Origin of the sequence: Streptomyces sp. NPDC053493 (assembly GCF_044544825.1) — a bacterium.
Classification (GTDB): domain Bacteria; phylum Actinomycetota; class Actinomycetes; order Streptomycetales; family Streptomycetaceae; genus Streptomyces.
In genome coordinates this window covers 95,186-113,029 of the sequence record NZ_JBITXS010000001.1, presented here as the reverse complement: position 1 = coordinate 113,029, position 17,844 = coordinate 95,186, and the positions used below count along the sequence as shown (strand labels likewise).

At 72.8% G+C, this 17,844-nt stretch carries 17 protein-coding genes and 1 riboswitch; of the genes, 11 read left to right on the top strand and 6 right to left on the bottom strand.

Annotation, left to right across the window (positions count from 1 at the left end; translation table 11 throughout):
- The first annotated feature begins 157 nt into the window (after positions 1–157).
- Positions 158–994, top strand: coding sequence for an RNA polymerase sigma factor WhiG (gene whiG / locus ACIGO8_RS00475; protein WP_399722248.1), 837 nt, complete (start codon positions 158–160; stop codon positions 992–994).
- Positions 995–1,051: 57 nt separating this feature from the next.
- The gene (locus tag ACIGO8_RS00470; RefSeq protein WP_399724195.1) at positions 1,052–1,612 is read left to right on the top strand and encodes a TetR/AcrR family transcriptional regulator; all 561 of its coding nucleotides are present in this window, start codon (positions 1,052–1,054) and stop codon (positions 1,610–1,612) included.
- A 142-nt stretch (positions 1,613–1,754) separates the two neighbouring features.
- Here the strand turns inward: ACIGO8_RS00470 and ACIGO8_RS00465 are convergent, their stop codons facing one another.
- Positions 1,755–2,234, bottom strand: a complete 480-nt coding sequence (locus ACIGO8_RS00465) for a M23 family metallopeptidase (RefSeq protein ID WP_399722246.1) — start codon at positions 2,232–2,234, stop codon at positions 1,755–1,757.
- A 255-nt stretch (positions 2,235–2,489) separates the two neighbouring features.
- Here ACIGO8_RS00465 and rpsB point away from each other — a divergent pair, with 255 nt between their 5' ends.
- The 9 genes from rpsB to ACIGO8_RS00420 all read left to right on the top strand — a co-directional run bounded on the left by rpsB (position 2,490) and on the right by ACIGO8_RS00420 (position 12,323).
- Positions 2,490–3,368: a 30S ribosomal protein S2 gene (gene rpsB, locus ACIGO8_RS00460; RefSeq protein WP_399722244.1), complete on the top strand. Its 879-nt coding sequence runs from the start codon at positions 2,490–2,492 to the stop codon at positions 3,366–3,368.
- A 111-nt stretch (positions 3,369–3,479) separates the two neighbouring features.
- On the top strand, positions 3,480–4,316 hold the full coding sequence (gene tsf / locus ACIGO8_RS00455; RefSeq protein WP_399722242.1) for a translation elongation factor Ts: 837 nt from the start codon (positions 3,480–3,482) through the stop codon (positions 4,314–4,316).
- Between the two features lie 158 nt (positions 4,317–4,474).
- Entirely contained in the window at positions 4,475–5,239 is a 765-nt protein-coding gene (pyrH, locus tag ACIGO8_RS00450) for a UMP kinase (protein WP_399722240.1), read from the top strand.
- Positions 5,240–5,333: 94 nt separating this feature from the next.
- Positions 5,334–5,891 (top strand): ribosome recycling factor, encoded by a 558-nt coding sequence (frr, locus tag ACIGO8_RS00445; RefSeq protein ID WP_031008629.1) that lies wholly within the window; start codon positions 5,334–5,336, stop codon positions 5,889–5,891.
- Positions 5,891–6,994, top strand: coding sequence for a phosphatidate cytidylyltransferase (locus tag ACIGO8_RS00440; protein WP_399722238.1), 1,104 nt, complete (start codon positions 5,891–5,893; stop codon positions 6,992–6,994). The genes frr and ACIGO8_RS00440 overlap by 1 nt, the downstream gene beginning before the upstream one ends.
- Positions 6,995–7,129: 135 nt before the next feature.
- Positions 7,130–8,236, top strand: coding sequence for a 23S rRNA (adenine(2503)-C(2))-methyltransferase RlmN (gene rlmN / locus ACIGO8_RS00435; protein ID WP_399722236.1), 1,107 nt, complete (start codon positions 7,130–7,132; stop codon positions 8,234–8,236).
- 29 nt (positions 8,237–8,265) lie between these two features.
- Positions 8,266–8,376, top strand: a riboswitch (TPP riboswitch).
- A 97-nt stretch (positions 8,377–8,473) separates the two neighbouring features.
- Complete coding sequence (locus ACIGO8_RS00430) at positions 8,474–9,568, top strand: thiamine ABC transporter substrate binding subunit (protein ID WP_399724191.1); 1,095 nt, start codon at positions 8,474–8,476, stop codon at positions 9,566–9,568.
- A 92-nt stretch (positions 9,569–9,660) separates the two neighbouring features.
- The gene (locus ACIGO8_RS00425) at positions 9,661–11,274 is read left to right on the top strand and encodes an ABC transporter permease (protein ID WP_399724189.1); all 1,614 of its coding nucleotides are present in this window, start codon (positions 9,661–9,663) and stop codon (positions 11,272–11,274) included.
- Entirely contained in the window at positions 11,274–12,323 is a 1,050-nt protein-coding gene (locus ACIGO8_RS00420; protein ID WP_399722234.1) for an ABC transporter ATP-binding protein, read from the top strand. Before ACIGO8_RS00425 ends, ACIGO8_RS00420 begins: the two co-directional genes overlap by 1 nt.
- Positions 12,324–12,568: 245 nt before the next feature.
- Here the strand turns inward: ACIGO8_RS00420 and ACIGO8_RS00415 are convergent, their stop codons facing one another.
- The 5 genes from ACIGO8_RS00415 to ACIGO8_RS00395 all read right to left on the bottom strand — a co-directional run bounded on the left by ACIGO8_RS00415 (position 12,569) and on the right by ACIGO8_RS00395 (position 17,742).
- Positions 12,569–13,579 (bottom strand): hypothetical protein, encoded by a 1,011-nt coding sequence (locus tag ACIGO8_RS00415; protein ID WP_399722232.1) that lies wholly within the window; start codon positions 13,577–13,579, stop codon positions 12,569–12,571.
- 26 nt (positions 13,580–13,605) lie between these two features.
- Positions 13,606–14,556 carry a hypothetical protein gene (locus ACIGO8_RS00410; RefSeq protein ID WP_399722230.1) on the bottom strand — a complete coding sequence of 317 codons (951 nt, stop codon included), beginning with the start codon at positions 14,554–14,556 and terminating at the stop codon, positions 13,606–13,608.
- A 90-nt stretch (positions 14,557–14,646) separates the two neighbouring features.
- On the bottom strand, positions 14,647–15,798 hold the full coding sequence (locus ACIGO8_RS00405) for an LOG family protein (protein ID WP_399722228.1): 1,152 nt from the start codon (positions 15,796–15,798) through the stop codon (positions 14,647–14,649).
- A gap of 103 nt (positions 15,799–15,901) precedes the next feature.
- Positions 15,902–17,032, bottom strand: a complete 1,131-nt coding sequence (locus ACIGO8_RS00400) for a hypothetical protein (protein WP_399722227.1) — start codon at positions 17,030–17,032, stop codon at positions 15,902–15,904.
- Positions 17,014–17,742 (bottom strand): ABC transporter ATP-binding protein, encoded by a 729-nt coding sequence (locus ACIGO8_RS00395; protein WP_399722225.1) that lies wholly within the window; start codon positions 17,740–17,742, stop codon positions 17,014–17,016. The genes ACIGO8_RS00400 and ACIGO8_RS00395 overlap by 19 nt, the downstream gene beginning before the upstream one ends.
- Between the last annotated feature and the right edge of the window lie 102 nt (positions 17,743–17,844).

Sequence of the window (17,844 nt, the reverse complement as noted above, 5' to 3'; positions counted from 1 at the left end):
GTTCGAAGACGCGGGCGACGCCGGCCACCCGGACCGGCGCGATCCCTCGCCGTTCGCGCACCGCGACAGTCCACTCACGCTACGCTCACGAGAATCCCCACCCCGACGACCGGAACGACTCCTTCGCACCCGACAGCAGAACGGCTCAAGGCAACGCATGCCCCAGCACACCTCCGGGTCTGACCGCGCTGCGGTGCCCCCAGCAGCCCGGGGCACCGTGCGACCACCCGCACCGACCTCGCTCGACGAGCTGTGGCGCTCGTACAAGGACACCGGCGACGAGCGGCTGCGGGAACAGCTGATCCTGCACTACTCGCCCCTCGTCAAATACGTCGCCGGACGCGTGAGCGTCGGCCTCCCGTCCAACGTGGAACAGGCCGACTTCGTCTCCTCCGGCGTCTTCGGACTCATCGACGCCATCGAGAAGTTCGACGTCGAGCGGGCCATCAAGTTCGAGACCTACGCCATCACCCGCATCCGCGGCGCGATGATCGACGAACTCCGCGCCCTCGACTGGATCCCCCGCTCCGTCCGCCAGAAGGCCCGCAACGTCGAACGCGCCTACGCCACCCTCGAAGCGCAACTCAGACGCACTCCCACCGAGCCCGAGGTCGCCGAGGAGATGGGCGTCACCCTCGAGGAACTCCACTCCGTCTTCAGCCAGTTGTCCCTCGCCAACGTGGTCGCCCTCGAAGAGCTGCTGCACGTCGGCGGCGAAGGCGGCGACCGGCTCTCCCTCATGGACACCCTCGAGGACACCGCGGCCGACAACCCCGTCGAGGTCGCCGAGGACCGCGAGCTGCGCCGACTCCTCGCCCGGGCCATCAACACCCTCCCCGAGCGGGAGAAGACCGTCGTCACGCTCTACTACTACGAGGGCCTCACCCTCGCCGAGATCGGCCACGTCCTCGGCGTCACCGAGAGCCGGGTCAGCCAGATCCACACCAAGTCCGTGCTCCAGCTGCGCGCCAAACTGGCCGACGTAGGCCGCTGACCACACCGGGCCCCCTCGCCGTAGAGTGGAGCCGTGCCAAGGATTCGAGCGGCCTCCGTGGCCGAGCACCGGACGATGCAGCGCGGCGCCCTGCTGGACGCCGCGCGAACCCTGCTGTCCGAAGGCGGAACGGAGGCGCTGACCTTCCCCGCCCTCGCCGAGCGCACGGGCCTCGCCCGCTCGTCCGTCTACGAGTACTTCCGCTCCCGCGCCGCCGTCGTCGAGGAACTCTGCGCCGTCGACTTCCCCGTCTGGGCCGCCGAGGTCGAGGCCGCCATGGCCGCCGCCGAGACCGCCGAGGGCAAGGTCGAGGCGTACGTCCGCGCCCAGCTGGACCTCGTCGGCGACCGCCGGCACCGCGCCGTCGTCGCGATCTCCGCGAGCGAACTCGACGACGGCGCCCGCGAGAAGATCCGCGCCGCCCACGGCGGCCTGGTCACCATGATCGCCGACGCCCTCGCCGCCCTCGGCCGTCCCCAGCCCCGCCTGGAGGCGATGCTCCTCCAGGGCATCGTCGACGCGGCCGTCCGCCGCATCGAGCTCGGCGCCGCCGAGGACCCGAGGACCGTCGCCGACGCCGCCGTGTCCATGGCGCTGAGCGGCGTCCGCGGCACCTGACCCGCCCTGACCTGACGTTCCTCTGGGGGCCTCCCCCCCGCCCCCCCGCCCCCCCGCCCCCCCGCCCCCCCGCCCCCCCGCCCCCCCACCCCACGCCCCTCGTGTCAGGACGGCGCCGGCCCTTCCGCCAGGTGGCCGCGGGTCACTCGCGGGGCACGGTCGTCACCGGGAGCAGGCGGGACGGGCCGCGGCGGATCAGGGTCAGCGGGTTCAGATAGGTGTCGCCCCGCAGCAGGCCCCAGTGCAGGCAGGACGTGGGGCAGTGGCCGCCGGGGGCGACGCGGGCCACGACGTCGCCGGGTTCGACGGGTGCGCCGGGCCGGACCAGGGGTTCCACCGGGCCGTAGGTGGTGCGCAGCGGCGGGAGGCCGGTGCCGGTCAGGGTGAGGGTGAGGACTCCGTGGCCGCCGACCGGGCCCGCGAAGGTGACGGTGCCGGCGGCGGGTGCCAGGACCGCGGTGCCCGGCGGGGCCGCGAGGTCGACGCCGCGGTGGCCGGCCGCGTACGGTCCCGGCGGTGGTTCCCAGCCGCGCAGGACGTCGGGCCGGGGCGGGCCGACCGGCCAGACGGCCGTGACCAGGGTGAGGAAGAGCGCCGACAGCGGCGTCGCGGAGAAGGTCATGGGGGCAGCGTGCCCGGCGGGCCGTGGTCGTGACCGGCGGCAGCGGAATCTGTGGACAACCGCCCGGTTGTGGACAGCGCCGTCACCCGCGGCCTTCGGGTTCCCGTACACTTTCCCTGGCGACCCGGGTCACCGGGTCGACTTCGCACGCCCCGCCACCGGTCTCCTCGGCGGGTGGCAGCGCCTTTCGGTCCCTCGTGGCACGGCGCGTCGGGGCGTCAGGAAAACAACCGAGAAACCCAAGGAGATACGGCCATGGCCGTCGTCACGATGCGGGAGCTGCTGGAGAGCGGCGTCCACTTCGGTCACCAGACCCGTCGCTGGAACCCGAAGATGAAGCGCTTCATCTTCACCGAGCGCAACGGCATCTACATCATCGACCTGCTCCAGTCGCTGTCGTACATCGACCGCGCCTACGAGTTCGTCAAGGAGACCGTCGCGCACGGCGGCTCCATCATGTTCGTCGGTACGAAGAAGCAGGCCCAGGAGGCCATCGCCGAGCAGGCGACCCGCGTCGGCATGCCGTACGTCAACCAGCGCTGGCTGGGTGGCATGCTCACCAACTTCTCGACCGTCTACAAGCGTCTGCAGCGCCTCAAGGAGCTCGAGCAGATCGACTTCGAGGACGTGGCCGCCTCCGGCCTCACCAAGAAGGAGCTCCTGGTCCTCTCCCGCGAGAAGGCCAAGCTGGAGAAGACCCTCGGTGGTATCCGCGAGATGCAGAAGGTGCCGAGCGCCGTCTGGATCGTCGACACCAAGAAGGAGCACATCGCCGTCGGTGAGGCGCGCAAGCTCCACATCCCGGTCGTCGCGATCCTCGACACCAACTGCGACCCCGACGAGGTCGACTACAAGATCCCGGGCAACGACGACGCGATCCGCTCCGTCACCCTGCTCACCCGCGTGATCGCCGACGCCGTCGCCGAGGGCCTCATCGCCCGCTCCGGCGCCGCGACCGGCGACTCGAAGCCGGGCGAGAAGGCCGCCGGCGAGCCGCTCGCCGAGTGGGAGCGCGACCTGCTCGAGGGTGAGAAGAAGGCCGACGAGGCCCCGGCCGCCGAGGCCGAGAAGCCGGCCGAGGCCGCTGCCGAGACCGCTGCCGAGGCTCCGGCCGCGGACGCCGAGCAGGCCTGACCCTTCCGCACCCCGGAAACCTTCGGACGAGACGGCGGGGGCCCATGAAGCCTCCGCCGTCCGTTCGCAGATCTTCGTCGATCTTTCAGACTTCGAGAGAGAAACAGACTCATGGCGAACTACACCGCCGCTGACGTCAAGAAGCTCCGCGAGCTCACCGGCGCCGGCATGATGGACTGCAAGAAGGCCCTGGACGAGGCCGAGGGCGATGTCGACAAGGCCGTCGAGGCCCTGCGCATCAAGGGCCAGAAGGGTGTCGCCAAGCGCGAGGGCCGCTCCGCCGAGAACGGCGCCGTGGTCTCCCTCATCGCCGACGACAACACCTCCGGTGTCCTGGTCGAGCTGAAGTGCGAGACGGACTTCGTCGCCAAGGGCGAGAAGTTCCTGGCCGTCGCCAACGCGCTCGCCGCGCACGTCGCCGCCACCTCCCCGGCCGGCATCGAGGCCCTGCTCGCCTCCGAGATCGAGGCCGGCAAGACCGTCCAGGCGTACGTCGACGAGGCCAACGCCAACCTCGGCGAGAAGATCGTCCTCGACCGCTTCGCGCAGTACAACGACGGTTTCGTCGCCGCGTACATGCACCGCACGATGCCTGACCTGCCGCCGCAGATCGGTGTCCTCGTCGAGCTCGACAAGGAGAACGCCGAGGTCGCCAAGGGCGTCGCGCAGCACATCGCCGCGTTCGCCCCGAAGTACCTCGACAAGGACGACGTCCCGGCCGAGGTCGTCGAGTCCGAGCGTCGCATCGCCGAGGAGACCACCCGCGCCGAGGGCAAGCCCGAGGCCGCGATCGCCAAGATCGTCGAGGGTCGCGTCAACGGCTTCTTCAAGGACGCCACGCTGCTCGGCCAGCCGTACGCCCTTGACAACAAGAAGACCGTCAAGCAGATCCTTGACGAGGCCGGTGTCACCCTGAAGCGCTTCACCCGCATCAAGGTCGGCATCTGAGTCCGTACGCAACGGACACCGGACCCCGGTAGGGTCTGAAGCAGTCGCCCGCGTTCGCGCCGGGTGGCCGCAGATCTGACGAGGAGGCCATTGCCGTACGGGAAACCGCAAGGACCCCAGGGCAATGGCCTTCTTCGTATGTGCACGAGGAGATCTCCATGAATCAGGGCGCCGCACAGGGCGACGACAACAACGGCAAAAAGGCCGGCCGCTACATGCTGAAGCTGTCCGGAGAAGCCTTCTCCGGCGGTACCGGCCTCGGGGTCGACCCGGACGTCGTGCACGCCATCGCGCGCGAGATCGCCGCCGTCGTCCGCGACGGCGCGGAGATCGCGGTCGTGATCGGAGGCGGCAACTTCTTCCGCGGCGCCGAGCTCCAGCAGCGCGGCATGGACCGGGCCCGCTCCGACTACATGGGCATGCTCGGCACCGTGATGAACTGCCTCGCCCTCCAGGACTTCCTGGAGAAGGAGGGCATCGACTCCCGCGTCCAGACCGCCATCACGATGGGCCAGGTCGCCGAGCCGTACATCCCGCTGCGCGCCGTGCGCCACCTGGAGAAGGGCCGTGTGGTCATCTTCGGCGCCGGTATGGGCATGCCGTACTTCTCCACCGACACCACCGCCGCTCAGCGTGCCCTCGAGATCGACGCCGAGGCCCTGCTCATGGGCAAGAACGGCGTCGACGGGGTCTACGACTCCGACCCGAAGACCAACCCGGACGCGGTGAAGTTCGACGCGCTGGAGTACGGCGAGGTGCTGTCCCGCGACCTCAAGGTCGCCGACGCCACCGCCATCACCCTGTGCCGCGACAACAACCTGCCGATCCTCGTCTTCGAACTGCTCGCCGAGGGCAATATCGCGCGCGCCGTGAAGGGTGAGAAGATCGGCACGCTCGTGAGCGACCAGGGCACCCGGGCCTGACCCGAACCGGGAACCGCCCCGCGAGGGGGATGGACAGAGCCCTGCCGGTCGTACACCGTGCAGGACACAACGCGACGACACGCAGGAGCAAGTGGTGATCGAAGAGACCCTCCTCGAGGCCGAGGAGAAGATGGAGAAGGCCGTCGTGGTCGCCAAGGAGGACTTCGCCGCGATCCGCACCGGCCGTGCGCACCCGGCGATGTTCAACAAGATCGTGGCCGACTACTACGGTGCCCTCACCCCGATCAATCAGCTGGCGTCGTTCTCGGTGCCGGAGCCGCGCATGGCCGTGGTGACCCCGTTCGACAAGAGCGCGCTGCGCAACATCGAGCAGGCCATCCGCGACTCGGACCTCGGCGTCAACCCGAGCAACGACGGCAACATCATCCGAGTGACGTTCCCGGAGCTCACCGAGGAGCGCCGCCGCGACTACATCAAGGTCGCCAAGGGCAAGGCCGAGGACTCCAAGATCTCGATCCGCTCCGTGCGCCGCAAGGCCAAGGAGACCATCGACAAGCTCGTCAAGGACGGCGAGGTCGGCGAGGACGAGGGCCGCCGCGCCGAGAAGGAGCTCGACGACACCACCGCGAAGTACGTCGCGCAGGTGGACGAGCTGCTCAAGCACAAGGAAGCCGAGCTGCTCGAGGTCTGATGAACGACTCTTCCTGGCGGGCCCCGGCCGGTTCCGGCTTCGGGGGACCCGACCAGGGGCCTGCCCCGGCGGGTCCCGCCTACGATGGGCGGCAGGCGGCGCAGACTCGGCCCATGCCCATCGCGTCCGACGTTCCCGCCGGCGACAACCAGGACGATCACGACCGGGGGGCCGCTCAGCCGAGCGGTCCCCTGTTCCGTGACGAGACGCCGCACGAGCATCCGCAGGAGCCCATGTCCAGCCCGTCCCAGCCCGCGCCGGCGCCCCGGCAGCAGCCGCGGCAGAAGAAGAGCGCGGGCCGTGACCTGGGCGCGGCCATAGGAGTCGGGGTCGGGCTCGGCGCGGTCATCATCGCGTCGCTGTTCATCTGGAAGCCGGCGTTCGTCGGCGTGATAGCGGTCGCCGTGGTGGTGGGCCTGTGGGAGCTCACGTCCCGCCTCCAGGAGCGCAAGGGCATCAAGGCGCCGCTGGTCCCGCTGGCGGTGGGCGGCGCGGCGATGGTCGTCGCCGGTTACGTGCGGGGAGCGGAGGGCGCGTGGGTCGCGATGGCCCTGACGGCGCTCGCGGTGCTCGTGTGGCGGATGACGGAGCCGCCCGAGGGCTATCTGAAGGACGTCACGGCGGGTGTCTTCGCCGCGTTCTACGTGCCGTTCCTGGCGACGTTCGTGGCGATGATGCTGACGGCCGACGACGGTCCGCGGCGGGTGCTGACCTTCCTGCTGCTCACCGTGGTCAGCGACACCGGCGCGTACGCGGTGGGCTGGCGCTTCGGCAAGCACAAGCTGGCTCCGCGCATCAGTCCCGGCAAGACCCGCGAGGGCCTGGTCGGTGCGGTCGCCTTCGCGATGGCGGCGGGCGCGCTGTGCATGGAGTTCCTGATCGACGGCGGCGCGTGGTGGCAGGGCCTGCTCCTCGGCCTGGCGGTCGCGGCGAGCGCGACCCTGGGTGACCTGGGCGAGTCGATGATCAAGCGGGATCTGGGCATCAAGGACATGGGCACCCTGCTCCCGGGCCACGGCGGCATCATGGACCGTCTGGACTCGCTGCTGCCGACGGCGCCGGTGGTGTGGCTGCTGCTGGTCCTGTTCGTGGGCAGCGGCTGAGCGGCGCCTTCGGCGTACGACGCCTGCCAGAAGGGCCCCTGCCCGGCACCCGAGGTGCCGGGCAGGGGCCCTTCTCGTGGGCCGTCCCACGGGACGGAGCCGGTCGCGGATTCCGTCTGCGACACTGGTAGGACCATGCCCAAGCCCGGAGAACTCACTTTCGTCGCCCCGCGCGGAGCCAAGCAGCCCCCGCGGCACCTCGCCGACCTCACGCCCGCAGAGCGCAAGGAGGCGGTCGCCGCGATCGGCGAGAAGCCGTTTCGCGCCAAGCAGCTGTCCACGCACTACTTCGCGCGGTACGCGCACGACCCGGCGGAGTGGACCGACATTCCCGCCGGTGCGCGCGAGAAGCTGGCGGGGGAGCTGCTGCCCGATCTGATGTCGGTGGTGCGGCACGTCTCGTGCGACGACGACACCACCCGTAAGACGCTGTGGCGGCTGCACGACGGCACGCTCGTGGAGTCGGTGCTCATGCGCTACCCGGACCGGGTGACGATGTGCATCTCCTCGCAGGCCGGCTGCGGCATGAACTGTCCGTTCTGCGCGACCGGGCAGGCCGGTCTGGACCGGAACCTGTCGACGGCCGAGATCGTGCACCAGATCGTCGACGGCATGCGCGCGCTGCGCGACGGCGAGGTGCCCGGTGGGCCCGCGCGGCTGTCGAACATCGTGTTCATGGGCATGGGCGAGCCGCTCGCCAACTACAAGCGGGTGGTCGGCGCGATCCGCCGGCTGACGGATCCCGAGCCGGACGGGCTCGGCCTGTCGCAGCGCGGGATCACCGTCTCGACCGTCGGTCTGGTGCCGGCGATGCTGCGGTTCGCCGACGAGGGCTTCAAGTGCCGGCTCGCGGTCTCGCTGCACGCGCCCGACGACGAGCTGCGCGACACGCTGGTGCCGGTCAACACCCGCTGGAAGGTCCGCGAGGTCCTGGACGCGGCCTGGGAGTACGCGGAGAAGTCCGGCCGCCGGATCTCCATCGAGTACGCGCTGATCCGCGACATCAACGACCAGGCCTGGCGCGGTGACCTGCTGGGCCGGCTGCTCAAGGGCAAGCGGGTGCACGTCAACCTCATTCCGCTGAACCCGACGCCCGGCTCGAAGTGGACCGCGTCGCGTCCCGAGGACGAGAAGGCGTTCATCGAGGCGATCGCCGCCCACGGCGTGCCGGTGACCGTCCGCGACACCCGCGGTCAGGAGATCGACGGTGCCTGTGGACAGCTCGCCGCCGCCGAACGCTGACCTTGTACTCTGAGCTCGAACACATCTGCATATTCCGACAGGGGAGCGCCACAGCGCTGAGAGTGCGGTGACCGTCAGACCGCAGACCCTCTGAACCTCGCCCAGGTCATTCTGGGTAGGAAGTTCGGTCGTAACTCGAGCTGTTGCGCCCTGCCCGCGCCCGGTGTTCCCGGTCGCGGGCAGGGCCGCGTCTCTTCCTGGTCACACCCAGGAGGAAAACCAGTGAGCACCACCAAGGTGGGCACCAAGAAGGCCGCCGCCGCCGCGCTCGTCGCGGCGCTCGGCGTCACCACCCTCGCCGCGTGCGGCGGCGGGGACGGCGGCAAGGACAAGGGCGCCGGCACTCCCGCGCCCAAGACCGTCACCCTCGTCAGCCACGACTCCTTCAACGCCTCCAAGGAGGTGCTGGCGGAGTTCACGAAGAAGACCGGCTTCACGGTCAAGGTCCTCAAGAGCGGTGACGCCGGCGAGGCCGTCAACAAGGAGATCCTGACCAAGGGCTCGCCGCAGGGCGACGTCTTCTTCGGCGTCGACAACACGCTGCTGTCCCGCGCCCTCGACAACGGCATCTTCACCTCGTACGAGGCGAAGGGCCTGGACCGGATCCCGGCCGCGCTGCAGCTCGACAAGGAGCAGCACCGGGTCACGCCGATCGACTCCGGCGACATCTGCGTCAACTACGACAAGCAGTACTTCGCCGGCAGGAAGCTCACGCCGCCGCAGACCTTCGACGACCTGGCCAAGCCGGAGTACAAGGACCTCCTCGTCGTCGAGAACCCCGAGCGCTCCTCCCCGGGCCTCGGCTTCCTGCTGGGCACCGCCGCGAAGTACGGCGACGCGGGCTGGCCGGACTACTGGAAGAAGCTCAAGGCCAACGGCGTGAAGACCGTCGACAGCTGGGAGCTGGCCTACAACCAGGAGTTCTCCGGCTCGGCCGGCGGCAAGAAGGCCAAGGGCGACCGTCCGCTGGTCGTCTCCTACGCCTCCTCCCCGCCGGTCGAGGTGCTGTACGCCGACCCGCAGCCGAAGGTGGCGCCGACCGGCGTGTCCACGGGCACCTGCTTCCGGCAGACCGAGTTCGCCGGTCTGCTGAACGGGGCGAAGAACCCGGAGGGCGGCAAGGCGCTGATCGACTTCCTGATCTCCAAGAGGTTCCAGGACGACATGCCGCTGCAGATGTTCGTCAACCCCGTCACGAACGACGCGACGCTGCCCGCGCTCTTCACCCAGCACGGCGTGGTGATCGACAAGCCGGAGACCCTGGAGCCGAAGAAGATCGCCGACCACCGTGACCAGTGGATCCAGCAGTGGACCTCGCTCGTCCTGAAGTAGCCCGGAATCCCGGCGAGGGGCCCGCCGAGGGCCCCGGCCGGGAGTCCGTCCGCGCGGGCCGCGTCAGGGGAAGCGCGGCGCGGCTCGCGCTGATGGTGCTGCCCGTCGCGTTCTTCGCGGTCTTCTTCGCCTGGCCCGTCGTCTCGATCGTCGAGCGCGGGCTGAGGCCGGAGGGGCGGTGGGAGTTCGGCCGGTTCGGCGAGACGCTCGCCCGGCCGGAGATCCTGGACGTCCTGTGGTTCACGCTGTGGCAGGCGCTCGCCTCCACCGCGCTGACGCTGCTCGTCGCGCTGCCCGGCGCGTACGTCTTCGCCCGCCTCGACTTCCCCGGCAAACAGCTCCTGCGGGCGGTCGTCACGGTGCCGTTCGTGCTGCCCACCGTCATGGTCGGCACCGCGTTCCTCGCCCTGGTGGGCCGCCGGGGCCTGCTCGACGAGCTGTGGGGCGTGCGGCTCGACACCACGGTGTGGGCGATCCTGCTCGCCCATGTCTTCTTCAACTACGCGGTCGTCGTCCGCACCGTCGGCGGCCTGTGGTCGCAGCTCGACCCGCGCCAGGAGGAGGCCGCCCGGGTCCTGGGCGCCTCCCGGTGGCGGGCCTGGCGGACGGTGACGCTGCCGGCGCTCGGCCCGGCGGTCGCCGCCGCCGCGCTGATGGTCTTCCTGTTCACCGCGAGCTCCTTCGGCATCGTGCAGATCCTCGGCGGTCCGGCGTACTCCACGCTGGAGACCGAGATCTACCGGCAGACCGCCGACCGGCTCCAGCTGTCGACGGCCGCCGTGCTCACGATGGTGCAGTTCGTCGCCGTCGGTGTGGTCCTCGCCGTGCACGCCCGGACGGTACGGCGCCGGGAGACGGCGCTGAAGCTGCTCCCGCCGGAGCGCACCGCGCGCCGGCCGCGCGGCGCGGGCCAGTGGGCGCTGCTCGGCGCCGTCCTGCTGTCGGTGGCGCTGCTGATCCTCGCCCCGCTCGGCGTCCTCGTCGAGCGTTCCCTCGCCACGCCCGCCGGCTACGGCCTCGACTACTACCGGGCGCTGGGATCGGTCGACGAGAACGGCACCTTCCTGGTGCCGATGACCGACACCGTCGTCAACTCGCTGCGGTACGCGCTCGCCGCGACCGGCATCGCCGTCCTCGTCGGCGGGCTCGCGGCGGCCGCGCTCACCCGGCGGGCGGGCCGCCTGGTCCGCGGCTTCGACGCGCTGCTGATGCTGCCGCTCGGCGTGTCCGCCGTCACCGTCGGCTTCGGCTTCCTCATCACCCTCGACGAGCCGCCGCTCGACCTGCGCGCCAGCTGGATCCTGGTGCCGCTGGCCCAAGCCCTGGTCGGCGTGCCCTTCGTCGTACGGACCATGCTGCCCGTGCTGCGGGCGGTCGACGAACGGCTGCGGGAGGCCGCCGCGGTGCTCGGGGCCTCGCCGTGGCGGGCGTGGCGGGAGGTCGACCTGCCGCTCGTACGGCGGGCGCTGCTGATCGCCGCCGGTTTCGCCTTCGCGGTCTCGCTCGGCGAGTTCGGCGCGACCGTCTTCATCGCCCGTCCCGACAACCCGACCCTGCCGGTCGCCGTGGCCCGGCTCCTGAACCGGCCCGGCGAGCTCAACTACGGCCAGGCCATGGCCCTTTCGACGATTCTGATGGTGGTGTGCGCGGTGTCCCTGCTGCTCCTCGAACGGCTCCGCACCGACCGGACCTCGGGAGAGTTCTGATGCTGACGCTCACGGACGCGACCGTACGCTTCGGGGAGCGGGCCGTCCTCGACGGCGTGGACCTCGACGTCGCCGACCACGAGATCGTGTGCGTGCTCGGGCCGAGCGGCAGCGGCAAGTCGACCCTGCTGCGGGCCGTCGCCGGCCTCCAGCCGCTGGACGGCGGGCGGGTCCTCCTCGACGGCGCCGACCAGAGCGGTGTGCCCGTGCACCGGCGCGGCGTCGGCCTGATGTTCCAGGACCACCAGCTCTTCCCGCAGCGGGACGTGGCGGGCAACGTCGCCTTCGGGCTGCGGATGCGTGGTGTGTCGAAGGCCGAACGGGCCGCCCGTGTCGAGGAGTTGCTGGCCCTGGTGGGTCTGCCCGGAGCGGGGCGGCGGGCCGTGTCCGCGCTGTCGGGCGGCGAGCAGCAGCGGGTCGCCCTCGCGAGGGCGCTCGCGCCGCGGCCCCGGCTGCTGATGCTGGACGAGCCGCTCGGTCAGCTCGACCGCGGTCTGCGCGAGCGGCTCGTGGTCGAACTGCGGCAGTTGTTCGGCCGGTTGGGGACCACCGTGCTGGCCGTCACCCACGACCAGGGCGAGGCGTTCGCCCTCGCCGACCGGGTGGTGGTGATGAACGACGGGCGGATCGCGCAGTCGGGCACTCCGCTGGAGGTGTGGCGGCGGCCCGCCTCGGAGTTCGTGGCCCGTTTCCTCGGCTTCGACAACGTCGTGCCCGCCACCGTCACCGGCGCCGCCGCCGACACCGTATGGGGCAAGATCCCGGTCCCCGACGGCTCCCCGCAGGGCGAGCGCCGGCTCCTCGTCCGCCCGGCCGGCGTCCGGGTCGTCGAGCCCGGCGAGGGCCTGGCCTGCCGTGTCACGTCCCGCACCTTCCGCGGCAGCCATGTCGCCGTCACCCTCCGCCCGGCCGAAGGCCCCTCGCTGGAGGCCGAGTTCGCGCCGCGCGACGCCCCGGACGAGGGCGCGGAGGTCGACGTCGACTTCCGCGCCGAGGACGTGGTGGTCCTTCAGGACGCGGCCGGGCCGCGGGGCGAGGGCTCGTCCTGACCCCGGCCGGCCCGGCGACGCCCGCCCGCACGCCGCGGGCCGGGCGAGACCTGGCCTAGGTCGTTTCTTTCGGATCAGGCCGGATCAGCGAGCGGCGTCCGGTGTCGTGCATCGCAAGGCGGAGGAGGGAAGCGATGCGGTGGGGGCACCGCCCAGCGGTAGCTGGGGGACATCGGCGACCGACGACAACGCGGCGAGGTGCGGCGCCGGGCGTCGAGAGCCCGGCAAGATCCGGAAGAGACGGCCTAGCAGCGCTCGTACAGGGCGCGCAGCCATGGCAGGCGGACCTCCGGCATCCGGGCCAGCGTGCGCAGGGTGGCGCGGCGGTCGGGGCGGAAGAGCTCCCACGGATGGTCCGGCAGCGGATAGTCGTCGCGCAGCACGCCGTGCGGCAGCGTCCCGGACGCCGGGACCGGCGAGGTCTCCGCGGGCCCGGCCAGATACGCCCATACGCTCGCGGGAAGCGGCACCGTCGCCGGTCCGCCCGGCGGCCGCCACGGCTCGCAGGTCGCGGGGTCGTACGGGACGAGGGCGATGTCGAGGCCGTCGCCGGGCAGTCCGGGACCGGCCAGTCCCGCCCTCTTCGCCGGTCCTCCGGCCGGCAGCAGTCTTCGCAGCGCGCGGCCGAACACGTCGCCGACGGCGCCGTCGGGCAGCGCCACCGGCCCGCCCCCGGAGGCGCGCAGCAGAGGGGCGAGGGCCGCGCCGGCGGCCGCCTCCAGGCGCGGGTTCCACCAGCCGTCGGGCAGGACGGGCGGCACCGGTCCGGACGGCCGGGCGGGAGCCGGGGCGGTGGCGGGCATCCGGCGCACCGCGTCCGGTTCGTACCACACCGCCTGCCACAGACCGCAGTCGTCCACGCGGGACGCCACCAGCAGTCCGCACGCCGCGCACGCCATGGTGGGCAGCGCGCCGGCGCAGACGCCCCGACAGGAGTCGCCGCCGTGCTCGGGGATCAGCACCGTGCCACGGGAGTCGCCCGGTGCGACGACGATCCGGCCGGACTTGCCGAAGGACAGCGGCCAGACGGGCGCGAACAGCCCGCGGGCCTCGGCCTCGGCCTCACTCAGATCCTCGAAGGCGCCGTACGGCGGTCCCGACGGCTCGGGATCGACCGCGTAGGTCCCCGGCTCCATCAGCGGCGGGAGCCACCCGTGCCCGTACGTGAGATGTGTCTCAGGAGGCAGCGGCACCCGCGCCACCGGCGCCGTCAGCTCCGCACCGCATCCCGCGCACCCGTACACACAGACGTCCATCGCCCCGGATTGTCACTCGGGCGGCCTCAGCAGCGCACGCAGATTTTCCGGGTCGCCCGCTGGTGGGCGAACGTCGCCCGGCCCAGGGCCAGACCGAACAGACAGAAGCCGCCGTAGGCGACGGCCACCACCCAGGGCGCGTGGTCCGCCGGGCCGCCGCCGGCGATGCCCGTCCACCACAGCGCTCCGACCACCGTCAGGAACACGCCGAATGGCGTCAGCGCGCCCGCGCCCGCCCAACCGAGGGCGAGCAGCAGCGGGCGGGGCAGCCGCCGGCCCCAGGGCCGGGTCAGGGCGAGGGCGAGGAGCATGCCGAGTCCGGCGAGGACGGCGGTGACGTCCACGCCGTGGTCGTACAGCCACAGGCCCAGGTCGCTGGTGTACTCCGGGTCGGCGCCGGGCCGGCCCTCGCCGGTGTAGCCCACGGTGAGGCCGAGCGCCCAGGCGGTCTTCAGGGCGGTGTACGGGACGAGCGCGGCGACCGCGACGAGTCCGGCCCGGCGGGCGTCCACGGCCTCGGCCGGCGGGCGGTCCCCGCAGTACGGGCAGGTGCCGAGCCGGCGGCGCCGGTGCGCGAGCGCCGCACAGCCCCACAGCACGGCGCCGAGCACCGCGCACGCCTGGTTCGCGAGAGCCGCCCCGTCCACCGGCGGCTGATGACGCGAGAGGAAGAACAGCAGGTGCAGCGGGCTCAGGAGGAAGCCGAAGCCCGAGACCAGGCACAGCCCGACGACGCCCCAGGCCGCCGCCGGCAGCCGTCGGCGCCCGGGCCCGCGGAGCATCGCGTACGCGAGGACGGCGGCCGCCCCGTACAGCAGCGCCGCCGCGCTCTCGTACGGCGTTCCCGTTCCCTTGCCCAGCAGGGTGTAGCCGAAGGCGGGTGGTGTGGCGGCGGCGAGGGCCGCGCCCGACGCGTACAGCAGGGACCAGACGAGGGCGGCGGGTCCCGCCCGGACGGGCCAGTTCTTCGTGGTCATGCCACGAGGCTCGCGGACGGGCGCCACCGCGGCGTCAGCCCACGGTCGCCACCTCCTCCGCCGCCCGGCGGAGAGGCCGGCAACGTGTCGCTACCCGCCCGGCCGGGACAGCCGGGCCAGTGCCTGCGGAGCCTCGTCGACCGAGTCCACCAGGGCGATCCGGGCCGCCATCGGGCGGTCCGCGGCCAGCGCCTGGAGCAGCGGCCAGACCGGCAGTTGCCCGGTCCAGTGGGCGCGGTCCACCAGGACCATCGGAGTGGGCGCGCCGCGCGAGGCGTAGTAGTTCGGGGTGGCGTTGTCGAAGATCTCCTGGACGGTGCCGGCGGCGCCCGGCAGGAACACCACGCCCGCGTTCGAGCGGGCGAGCAGGCCGTCCTCGCGGGTCGCGTTGGCGAAGTACTTCCCGATGCGGGCCGCGAACGGGTTCGGCGGCTCGTGGCCGTAGAACCAGGTCGGGATGCCGACGGAGTCGCCGCCGCCCGGCAGGCGCGCCCGCACCTCGAAGGCGGCGCGCGCCCAGTCGGTCACCGACGGGACGAAGGACGGCGCCTTGGCGAGTAGCTCCAGGGCCTCGTCGAGGGCGTCGTCGGCGAGCGGCGCGGTGTAGGCGCCCAGGTTCGCCGCCTCCATGGCGCCGGGCCCGCCGCCCGTCGCCACCGTGAGGCCCGCGCGGCTCAGCGACCGGCCGAGCCGGGCCGCTCCCGCGTAGGCGGCGCCGCCTCGGCTCATGGCGTGGCCGCCCATCACGCCCACCACCCGCGCGCCCGCCAGGTGCTCGTCCAGGGCGTCGGTGATCGCGTCGTCGTGCAGGGAGCGGAGCATCGAGGAGAAGATGTCGCCGTCGGCGCGGGTGGTCTGGAACCAGGCGTGCGCGAGGGCGTCCGGGGTCCGCTCGTACGGCTGCTCGGCGAGGCCTTCGTACAGGTCGTCGGGGGAGTAGAGGCGGGCCCGGTACGGGTCGAACGGCAGGTCCGGCACCGGTGGGAACACCAGCGCGCCGTCCGCCCTGATCTTGGCGGCGGCCTCCGGCTGGACCGCGCAGCCGAGGAACACGGCGTCGGCGGTGGAGACGGACAGCAGCGCGAAGGTGCGGTCCGTGAGGTCCACGGACTGCACCCGGCAGCCGCGCAGCGAGCCGCGTGCGGCGAGCGCCGCGTCGAACTCGTCGAGCGAGTGGATCTCGCGCTCATGACCGTGTGCGCGCGGCGGCCTCGGGGAGCCGTTCCCGGCGGGGTACGTCATGGGGCCCACGATAGGCGCGCGGGCGAAGGCGCGGCTCGGCCCGCGGGCCGACGGCGCCGGCCGCGCCGAGCCCCCGTCAGCCCGGTCAGCCCGGTCAGCCCGGTCAGCCGCGCAGGGGCAGGGCCGCCAGGGTGCCCACGGTCCAGGTCAGCGGGACGAAGACGGCGAGCAGGACGCCGGCGCGCAGGAGGGCGGTGGTGCGCAGGACGGTGGGCGGGGCGCCGAGCCGCAGGAGGGCCTCGGTGGTGCGGGCGCGGGACTGCTTGGACTCGAGGGCCGAGGTCAGCAGGGTCGCCGTGGTGCAGCCGACGACGAGCACCGCACCCAGCCAGGAGAGCGGGCCGACGCCCTTGCCGCCGTACAGCGACAGCGCCGCCACCGCGCCGGAGCCGACCGCGCAGACCACGCCGAGCGGGCGGCCGATGCGGCGGGCGTCGTTCATCAGGACCCGGCCGGCGAGCAGCCGGACCGCGCCGGGCCGCACCGTCTGGAGGAGCCGGCCGCAGCCGTGGGTGAGGCCGGGGCCCATCATGGCGAGGCCGACGGCGGTGAGGACCCAGCCGGCGAGGACACCGCCGCCGTCGCCGCGTGCCGCGTACGTCTCCACGGCGAGGCCGGCGGCGAGCAGTGCCACGCCCCAGGGCAGCGCGGACGGGGTGGCGGAGAGCACTCCGGCGGAGCCGCCGGGGCTGCCGGCGGCTCCCGCGCCGGTGTCGGCGGCGGGCCGGCCCGGACGCAGGGCGAGGGCGGCCGCCGTGGCCGCGGTGACCGGGACGACCGCGAGCAGGGTGAGGGCCGCGGCCAGCGGGACCGGCTGGTCGGCGGCGAGCAGCTCGGCCGCCGCGCCGTCGAACGGGAGGCCGGTGAGGTCGCCGCGCAGGTGCAGGTAGAACAGCAGGGCCAGCGCGGAGCCGAGTGTGCAGGAGACGGCCGTGGAGGCGGCCGCGACGGCGGTGAGCCGGGCCGGCCCGAGGCCGATCGCGGACAGGCCGGGGCGCGGCCGGGTGCTCGGGTCGGTCCGCGCGACCGCGACGGCGAACTGCACCGTCGCGGCGAGCGGGAGCACGCACCACAGCAGGCGCAGCACGGAGGCGGAGGGGTCCGTGGGGTGGCCGACGGCGTAGCCGAGGGCGCACAGCAGCAGGAAGCCCACTCCGGCGGCGGCCGCGGCGACGGCGAGCCGGCGGAGCTGGACGACCGGGTGGGTCCCGCGGACTAGACGGAGAGCGAGCACGCGGTGACGCCCTCCGCCCCGGTCGCCGGCGGTACGGAGCCGACGCGGCGTCCGTCGAGGAGCGCGACCGTGCGGTCGGCGAGCGCGGCGACCTCGGGATCGTGGGTCGCCAGCAGCACGGTGATGCCGTGCGAGCGGGCCGCGGCGGTCAGGGTGCGCAGCACCTGGGCGCCGTCGGCGCGGTGCAGGGTCGCGATGGGCTCGTCGGCGAAGAGCACGGAGGGTGTGGTGACGAGGGCCCGGGCGATGGCGATCCGCTGCCGCTGGGACTGGGTGAGGGCGTGCGGGCGCTGCCGGGCGCAGGCGCCGATGTCGAGGCGCTCCAGCCATTCGCCGGCGGTGGTCCTGGCGGTCCGGTGCGAGACGCCGCGCAGCAGCAGCGGGAGGGCGGTGTTCTCCCAGCCGGTGAGTTCGGGGACGAGTCCGGGCTCGGGGTCGATCCAGGCGAAGCGCTCGCGGCGGAGCCGTTCGCGCCGGCTCGCGCTGAGGGTGTGGACCGGCGCGCTGTTGAACCAGACCTCGCCCTGCTGGGCGAGGATCTGCCCGGACAGGCAGCGCAGGAGGGTGGTCTTGCCGCTGCCGCGGGGCCCGACGACGGCGAGGATCTCGCCCTCGCGGACGCCGACGGAGACGCCGGTCAGCACGTCCGTGCCGCCCAGGGCGCAGTGCAGTGAACGCGCCCAGAGCACGTCGTTGTCCGGTGGGGCCATCGCGTACACCTCGATGTCGAAGCCGAGTCGGAGCCGAGCAGTGTCCGTTCCCCCGGACGGGGGAACGACGGGACCGGGCTGTCGGTCACTGGGGTTCTCCCC